An 8,310-nucleotide genomic window follows, 5' to 3' on the forward strand; every position below is an offset into this window, starting at 1 on the left:
AAACAGCGTGCCGGCCGCACGACAGACATCGGGGAATACCAGACTATGAGAATCGACAAGCTGACCAGCAAACTGCAAACCGCACTGGCGGATGCCCAGTCCCTTGCAGTCGGCAGGGATCATAACTTTATCGAACCCCTGCACCTTATGCAGGCGCTGATGGACCAGCAGGGCAGCTCCATCAAGCCGTTGCTGAAGCAGGCCGGCGCGGAACCAGGCCGTATCCGCCAGGCTGTGGCCCAGGAAATCGAGAACTTGCCGGAGGTAAAGGGTTCGGCCGGCGATGTCTCTATGTCTAATGATATGGGGCGGCTGTTCAATGTTGCCGACAAACTGGCTCAGAAGCGAGGCGATCAGTTTATCTCCAGCGAACTGATGCTGTTGGCAGCGCTGGATGACCGGGGTGCTCTCGGGCGAATTCTGCGTGAGCAGGGCGTCGACAAGGCGTCACTGGAAAGCGCTATTGATACCATTCGCGGTGGTGAGTCGGTTGACGACCCCTCTGCGGAAGAGAACCGGCAGGCCCTTTCCAAGTACACCATTGATCTGACCGAGCGCGCCGAAGCCGGAAAACTGGACCCGGTGATCGGCCGCGATGATGAAATCCGCCGAACCATTCAGGTGCTTCAGCGCAGGCGCAAGAACAACCCGGTTCTCATTGGTGAGCCCGGGGTGGGTAAGACTGCCATTGTAGAGGGGCTTGCCCAGCGCATCGTCAACGGCGAGGTGCCGGAAGGTCTCAAGAACAAGCGTGTTCTGTCGCTGGACATGGGGTCGCTGATTGCGGGCGCCAAGTTCCGGGGTGATTTTGAGGAGCGTCTGAAGGCCGTGCTCAATGAGCTGGCCAAGCAGGAAGGGCAGATCATTCTCTTTATCGACGAAATTCACACGGTGGTGGGCGCTGGCAAGGCTGAAGGGTCCATGGACGCCGGCAACATGCTCAAGCCCGCACTGGCCCGGGGTGAGTTGCATTGCGTGGGTGCGACCACGCTGGATGAGTACCGGGAAAATATTGAAAAGGATGCAGCCCTTGAGCGCCGCTTCCAGAAGGTATTGGTCTCTGAGCCCAATGAGGAAGATACCATCGCGATACTGCGGGGGCTGAAAGAGCGCTACGAAGTCCACCACGGTGTGGAGGTGACAGACGGAGCTATTATCGCGGCCGCCAAACTTTCCCATCGTTACATTGCTGACCGCCAGTTGCCGGACAAGGCCATTGATCTGGTGGATGAGGCTGCCAGCCAGATCCGCATGGAGATGGACTCGAAGCCGGAAGCCCTGGACCGACTGGAGCGCCGCCTGATCCAGTTGAAAATCGAGCGGGAGGCGTTGAAAAAAGAAACCGATGCGGCATCCAAAAAGCGGCTCTCAGAGCTTTCCGATGTGATCACCGGTGTCGAGCGTGAATACGCGGATCTGGAAGAGGTCTGGAATACCGAAAAGGCCGCATTGCATGGTTCTCAGAAGATCAAGAGCCAGCTGGAGCAGGCCAGAATTGATCTGGAGAATGCCCGCCGGGCCGGCGACCTCGGCCGTATGTCCGAGCTGCAATATGGCCAGATTCCGGAGCTGGAGCGCCAGCTGGATATGGCGAGCCAGGCGGAAATGATGGAAATGACCCTGCTCCGTAACCGTGTGACAGATGAGGAGATTGCAGAAGTCGTGTCCAAGTGGACCGGCATTCCGGTATCGAAAATGCTGGAAGGCGAGCGTGACAAACTCATGCGTATGGAAGAGGCACTTCATGGCCGCGTAATCGGTCAGGCTGAAGCTGTTGAGGCGGTTTCCAATGCGGTAAGGCGCTCTCGCGCAGGGCTTTCAGACCCCCATCGTCCCAACGGCTCCTTCCTGTTCCTGGGGCCGACGGGTGTGGGCAAGACCGAGCTCTGCAAAGCACTGGCTTCCTTCCTCTTCGATACCGAAGAGGCGATGGTTCGAATTGATATGTCGGAGTTTATGGAGAAGCACTCCGTTGCCCGGCTGATTGGCGCGCCTCCCGGCTACGTGGGCTATGAGGAAGGTGGTTATCTGACGGAAGCCGTGCGTCGCCGGCCTTATTCGGTGTTGCTGCTGGACGAGGTTGAGAAAGCTCACCCCGATGTATTCAACATACTGCTGCAGGTGCTTGAGGATGGCCGCCTGACGGACGGTCAGGGCAGAACAGTGGATTTCAGGAATACGGTTATTGTGATGACCTCCAACCTGGGGTCGGACATTATTCAGCAGAAAGCCGGTGAAGAAAATTATGAGGCGATGAAGTCAGCGGTCATGGAGGTAGTGGGTACTCACTTCCGACCTGAGTTCATCAACCGGGTGGATGAAGTGGTTGTGTTTCATCCGCTGGCGGAGAGCCAGATTCAGGGGATTGCCAGGATCCAGATCGAGATCCTCAGCAAGCGCCTGAAAGAACAGGACATGAAGCTGGAGCTGGACGATGCTGCGATGCAACTACTGGCAGAAGTGGGTTACGACCCGGTTTATGGTGCCCGCCCGCTGAAGCGTGCGATCCAGCGGATGATAGAGAATCCGCTGGCACAACGACTGCTTCAGGGCGATTTTGTGTCCGGGGATACCATCCGCGGTACCGTGAAAGATCACGCCCTGGAGTTTTCCAGAGCCTGATATTTGGGCGCAAAGGCGGAGCAGGCGGCTCCGCTTTTTTTCGGGCAGAAACCGGTTATTCGGCCAGCGCGGTCACTACTGGGGAGGTTCCCCACAATTCTCTTCGGCGATCTCCTCAAACTTCTCCCGTTGCTCCGCTATCTCGTCCTCGGAGAGGTAGCGCATCTCGCCATTCTCTTCCACGCGTATGCGGCTGTTGCGTTGCAGTATGCTCAGGTTGCTGCGAGCAGTTTCGCAATTGGCTTCACGCTGTTTGCGGCGTGCCTCTTCCACAGCGTTTTCGTCCCGTCGCTCGGCCTGTTTGGCTTCCCGCTCTTCCAGGGCTTTAACCTGTTCCTGTGGACTCTGACGGTTGTTCTCTGAGCGTTGCCCGGTTCGTATGCTGACGGACTCCGCCTGCTGTCCGGTGGGTTGGCGGTCGCCGAAGTGTGTAACCCCGTTCTCATCGGTCCATTTGTAGACGGAGGCAGCCGAAGAAATCGCCGGTGCCGTAACCAGAAGTACTGCCAGGGTGAGAATTTTTCTGTTCATGCCTCTACTCATTCCGCGTTAGCCTTGTCGGAGTACTGCCTTAAACAGCACTATCTCTGTCTAGCCTATGGTTATCATGCCATTTGTAAAGGTAACTTTCTTGAGTCTGGTTCAAATACTGGCACAAAGTATGGCAAACCTTTGTCGGCTAAGGGCAGAGAATACCGCCGCCGCTATTGACAGGGAGTTTCCCGCTGTCAAAATTGCAGATTGCCTGAAGACTGGGGTCAATACGGCAGGCAATCCCGTGCGAGTATCCCCCGTTAATTACCACACTGAATGCCCCGCGCAGGTCGCGGACTGGTTGTTGCTTACGTGCAACCCGTTGATTGGCCGTTCTCCGCAACCCTCAGGAGGGCGGCTGGCCAGGAGACAACCTCTTACAGCTGGTGTGGCGGAATATCCGGTTAAGCTTTCACAAGAAGCTTCATGCCCGGACATCCAGGCAACCGGGGCGTTTCCCCGGCTCATTCACTCGTAGAAGAGGGTAGAACATCGTGGAGTTATTGTCTGGCGCCGATATGCTGATCCGGTCCCTGCAAGATGAAGGGATCGAATACATATATGGCTATCCGGGTGGTGCAGCGCTGCATATTTATGATGCGTTGTTCAGGCAGGACAAGGTCAAGCACATTCTGGTGCGTCACGAGCAGGCTGCGGTCCATATGGCCGACGGCTACGCCCGTGCTACCGGATTACCGGGTACCGTACTGGTCACCTCGGGTCCTGGAGCTACCAATACCATTACCGGCATTGCCACCGCATTCATGGATTCCATTCCCATGGTGGTGCTGTGTGGTCAGGTTGCATCAACGCTGATTGGCGAAGATGCATTCCAGGAGACCGACATGATCGGTGTCTCCCGCCCTGTCGTGAAACACAACCTGAGCGTTCGTCACCCGGAGGAAATTCCGGAAATCATCCGCAAGGCCTATTATATCGCCGCAACCGGTCGACCCGGCCCGGTGGTGGTCGATATCCCCAAGGATATGACCACCCCGAACGAACGTTACGAGTACGTGTTCCCGAAAAAGGTGAAGTTACGCTCGTACAACCCTGCCATTCGCGGCCACGCGGGTCAGATCAAGAAAGCTGTGGATATGCTGATGGCGGCCAAGCGTCCCATTATCTATGCTGGCGGCGGGGTTATTCTCGGCAAGGCGACTGACCAGCTGACCGAGCTGGTCAGAATGCTGGGTTACCCGATTACCAATACCCTGATGGGGATTGGTTGTTATCCGGCTTCGGACAAGCAGCACCTGGGCTGGCTGGGAATGCATGGTACCTACGAGTCCAACATGGCCATGCATCACTCGGACCTGATTCTGTGTGTGGGTGCGCGATTTGACGATCGGGTGACCAATGCAACCGAGAAGTTCTGTCCCGGTGCCCGCATTGTTCACATTGATATCGATCCGGCTTCCATTTCCAAAACCATCGACGCAGATGTGCCCATCGTGGGGCCAGTGGACGCGGTTCTCAAGGAAATGATCACCCTGGTCAGGGAAAGCAAGGAAAAGCCGGATGCTGAGGCAATCGCTGCCTGGTGGAAACAGATTGAAGAGTGGCGAGCGTTCCATGGCATGCGCTATGAAACCAGCCCGGACGTTATCAAGCCGCAGGAAGTGGTGGAAATGCTCTGGCGGCTCACCAACGGCGAGGCGTTTGTGACCTCGGACGTAGGGCAGCATCAGATGTTCGCGGCCCAGTACTACAAGTTTGACAGGCCCAATCGCTGGATCAACTCCGGTGGCCTGGGCACCATGGGATTCGGCCTGCCGGCCGCCATGGGGGTCAAGCTGACCCATCCCGACGACGAGGTGCTCTGTATTACCGGTGAAGGCAGTATCCAGATGAATATCCAGGAGCTGTCCACCTGTAAGCAGTACAGCCTGCCGGTGAAGATCATCAACCTGAACAATCAGGCGCTGGGCATGGTCAAGCAATGGCAGGACATGAATTATGAGTCCCGCCACTCCCAGTCCTACATGGAGTCCCTGCCGGACTTCATCAAGCTGGCGGAATCCTATGGTCATGTCGGGGTCCGCATTGACAGGAAGGAAGATCTGGAATCGAAGCTGAAAGAAGTGCTTGCGATGAAAGACGAGCTGGTATTCGTCGATATCTACGTTGACCGGTTTGAGCACGTCTACCCCATGCAGGTGGCCCGTGGCTCAATGAAGGATATGTGGCTCAGCAAGACGGAGAGGGTCTGATCATGCGTCGAATCATTTCTGTTTTGCTTGAGAACGAACCAGGGGCTCTGTCCCGTGTAGTAGGGCTGTTTTCGCAGCGCAATTACAATATCGAGACGCTGACGGTTGCGCCTACCGAGGACGAGACCCTGTCGCGCCTCACCGTTACCACCACAGGCTCCGACAGGGTCATCGAGCAGATTACCAAACAGCTCAACAAGCTGATTGAAGTGGTCAAGCTGGTGGATCTTACCGAGGGGGCGCACATCGAGCGGGAGCTGATGCTGGTCAAACTCAAGGCGACAGGCTCCCAGCGGGCCGAGATCAAACGTACCGTCGATATATTTCGCGGCCAGATCGTGGATGTCACCAGCTCTGTCTACACCGTTCAGCTTGCGGGTAACAGTGAAAAGCTGGATGGCTTTATCCAGGCGGTAGGGACGTCGGGCGTGCTTGAGGTTGTTCGCAGCGGTGTTTCCGGCATTGCCCGTGGCGAGAAGGTATTAAGCCTGTAACAGGCGTTAGCATCATTCTGTACAATGACGGTCAGAAACGGGCCAATAAACAATATAGAGGTTATACATGCAGGTTTACTACGATAAAGATTGCGATCTTTCCATCATCCAGGGCAAGAAAGTTGCCATCATCGGTTTTGGCTCACAGGGCCACGCTCATGCGTGCAACCTGAAAGAGTCCGGTGTTGATGTGACTGTTGGTCTGCGTCCGGGTTCTTCCTCCATTGCCAAGGCAGAAGCCTATGGCCTGAAAACCAGCGATGTACCGGCGGCCGTTGCTGCTGCTGACGTGGTCATGGTTCTGACGCCGGACGAGTTCCAGGCGCAGCTCTACAATGCAGAGATTGAACCGAACCTGAAGCAGGGCGCTACTTTGGCCTTTGCACACGGCTTTTCGATTCACTACAACCAGATCGTGCCGCGCAAAGACCTGGATGTAATCATGGTCGCACCCAAGGCACCAGGCCATACGGTGCGCACGGAATTCACCCGTGGCGGCGGTATTCCTGACCTGATTGCCATCTTCCAGGACGCGTCCGGCACTGCCAAGAACCTCGCTCTGTCATACGCGAGCGGCATCGGCGGTGGGCGCACAGGTATTATTGAAACCACTTTCAAGGACGAGACTGAAACCGATCTGTTCGGTGAGCAGGCGGTTCTGTGTGGTGGCACTGTTGAGCTGGTCAAGGCCGCTTTCGAAACTTTGGTGGATGGCGGTTACGAGCCGGAAATGGCTTACTTCGAATGCCTGCACGAGCTCAAGCTGATTGTTGACTTGATGTATGAAGGTGGTATCGCCAACATGAACTACTCCATCTCCAACAACGCGGAGTATGGTGAGTACGTCACCGGCCCGGAAATCATCAACGAACAATCCCGTGAAGCCATGCGCAACGCACTTAAGCGCATCCAGACCGGTGAGTACGCCAAGATGTTTATTCAGGAAGGCAGCAGCAACTATCCGTCCATGACGGCTCGTCGCCGCATCAATGCCGAGCATCAGATCGAGACCGTAGGCGAGAAGCTGCGCTCCATGATGCCCTGGATCTCGGCGAATAAGATCGTGGACAAAGAGAAAAACTGATCCGGTTTTCCGGACTGGTTTGAAAAACGCGGCCCGTGAGGCCGCGTTTTTCGTATATACTCCGCCTAAATGCTTTCCGGAGTGACTGGAATGAGTGACGAAAAAAAGCAGGCTAACGCAGCAGCTGGCGCCAATGAGGCCCAGCAGCAGAATGACCCCAAAGAGCAGGAGTATGACCTGGAGACCGGTGAGGTTGTCGAGGAGGAGCTTGTTGAGGGTGCCCCGGTTCGTCGGAAGGGGATTTATCTATTGCCGAACGCACTGACAACGGCATCCCTGTTCTCCGGCTTCTATGCCATTGTATCGGCAGCCAACGGCGTCTTCGATAACGCCGCCATTGCCATTTTTGTCTCCATGATTCTGGATGGCCTCGATGGTCGGGTAGCGAGGCTTACCAATACCCAGAGCAAGTTTGGCGAGGAATACGATAGCCTGGCCGATATGGTTGCTTTTGGTGTGGCGCCTGGGTTGGTGGCGTTTTTCTGGTCTTTGAATAACCTTGGCCAGGTTGGCTGGGCCATCACCTTCATCTATGTGGCTGGCGCGGCATTACGGCTGGCGCGGTTCAATACACAGATCGGCTCTGTGGACAAAAAGTTCTTTGTCGGACTGGCCAGTCCTGCTGCGGCAGCCTGCGTGGCTGGCCTGGTCTGGTGCTTCCATGCGGTGGAGCCGGCCAGCTGGTTGACGTTGATGACTATCATCGTTGTGGGTGGTTGTGGCGTGCTGATGGTCAGCAACATCCTTTACAAGAGCTTCAAGGACCTGGATATGCGGGGGCGGGTGCCTTTTGCGGCCATTCTTCTGGTGGTCCTTGTGTTTGTGGTGGTTGCGCTTGACCCGGCCACGGTGCTGTTTACCGGGTTTCTTGTTTACGCATTGTCAGGCCCGGTTCTGGCGTTGTTCAGAAAATCGCGTCAGTCGGCAAACCAGTCTGCCTGAATTCGGGGTAGATAATGACCACTTTGCTCGCGGATTGAGCAGTCGCGTAGGTGCTAACCGAGACATTGCAAAAATAGTTGTTTAACCTCGTTGACACATGCTCAGAGCTCTGTAGAATGCGCATCTCTTTCGAGGGACACGCCCCTGAGGCGGGTCAGAAATTGAAAGGCAATCGTTTGAATTAGTTGACAATTTTCCGGTTTCGAATCGGAGTCAAAATAAACGGTTGACAAGGCGGTGATTCGATGTAGAATACGCGGCCTTGATCGGGGATTGCTGAAACGCTCCGAACGCTCTTTAAAAAGTTGACCAAGTAATTCGTGTGGGCGCTGGCCGAGGTATTTCGGATACGAAATATCAGGACAGTGACTCGTCGAAATTGAGTTTTGTCTTGAGCAAGAATAGAGGATCTTCGGATTCT

7 protein-coding genes are annotated in these 8,310 nt (G+C 55.6%); 5 read left to right on the forward strand and 2 right to left on the reverse strand.

Annotation, left to right across the window (positions count from 1 at the left end; genetic code table 11):
* The first annotated feature begins 45 nt into the window (after positions 1 to 45).
* Positions 46 to 2,622 (forward strand): ATP-dependent chaperone ClpB, encoded by a 2,577-nt coding sequence (gene clpB, locus ABJM11_RS08475; RefSeq protein ID WP_348296937.1) that lies wholly within the window; start codon positions 46 to 48, stop codon positions 2,620 to 2,622.
* A 75-nt stretch (positions 2,623 to 2,697) separates the two neighbouring features.
* Here clpB and ABJM11_RS08480 read toward each other — a convergent pair whose 3' ends face one another.
* On the reverse strand, positions 2,698 to 3,153 hold the full coding sequence (locus tag ABJM11_RS08480; protein WP_348296938.1) for a DUF4124 domain-containing protein: 456 nt from the start codon (positions 3,151 to 3,153) through the stop codon (positions 2,698 to 2,700).
* Between the two features lie 497 nt (positions 3,154 to 3,650).
* On the opposite strand from ABJM11_RS08480, the gene ABJM11_RS08485 reads away from it, so the two are divergent.
* From ABJM11_RS08485 to pssA, 4 genes are all read left to right on the forward strand, one after another.
* A complete protein-coding gene (locus tag ABJM11_RS08485) occupies positions 3,651 to 5,369 on the forward strand; it encodes an acetolactate synthase 3 large subunit (protein WP_348296939.1) in 1,719 nt (572 codons plus the stop codon).
* A gap of 2 nt (positions 5,370 to 5,371) precedes the next feature.
* Entirely contained in the window at positions 5,372 to 5,863 is a 492-nt protein-coding gene (gene ilvN, locus ABJM11_RS08490; protein WP_348296940.1) for an acetolactate synthase small subunit, read from the forward strand.
* Between the two features lie 67 nt (positions 5,864 to 5,930).
* Positions 5,931 to 6,947, forward strand: coding sequence for a ketol-acid reductoisomerase (gene ilvC, locus ABJM11_RS08495; RefSeq protein WP_348296941.1), 1,017 nt, complete (start codon positions 5,931 to 5,933; stop codon positions 6,945 to 6,947).
* Between the two features lie 90 nt (positions 6,948 to 7,037).
* The gene (gene pssA / locus ABJM11_RS08500) at positions 7,038 to 7,889 is read left to right on the forward strand and encodes a CDP-diacylglycerol--serine O-phosphatidyltransferase (protein WP_348296942.1); all 852 of its coding nucleotides are present in this window, start codon (positions 7,038 to 7,040) and stop codon (positions 7,887 to 7,889) included.
* Between the two features lie 101 nt (positions 7,890 to 7,990).
* Here pssA and ABJM11_RS08505 read toward each other — a convergent pair.
* Positions 7,991 to 8,310 (reverse strand): hypothetical protein (locus ABJM11_RS08505; RefSeq protein WP_348300292.1); only part of this gene is annotated, 320 nt, incomplete at its 5' end.

This window comes from Marinobacter sp. (assembly GCF_039977835.1).
GTDB lineage: Bacteria > Pseudomonadota > Gammaproteobacteria > Pseudomonadales > Oleiphilaceae > Marinobacter.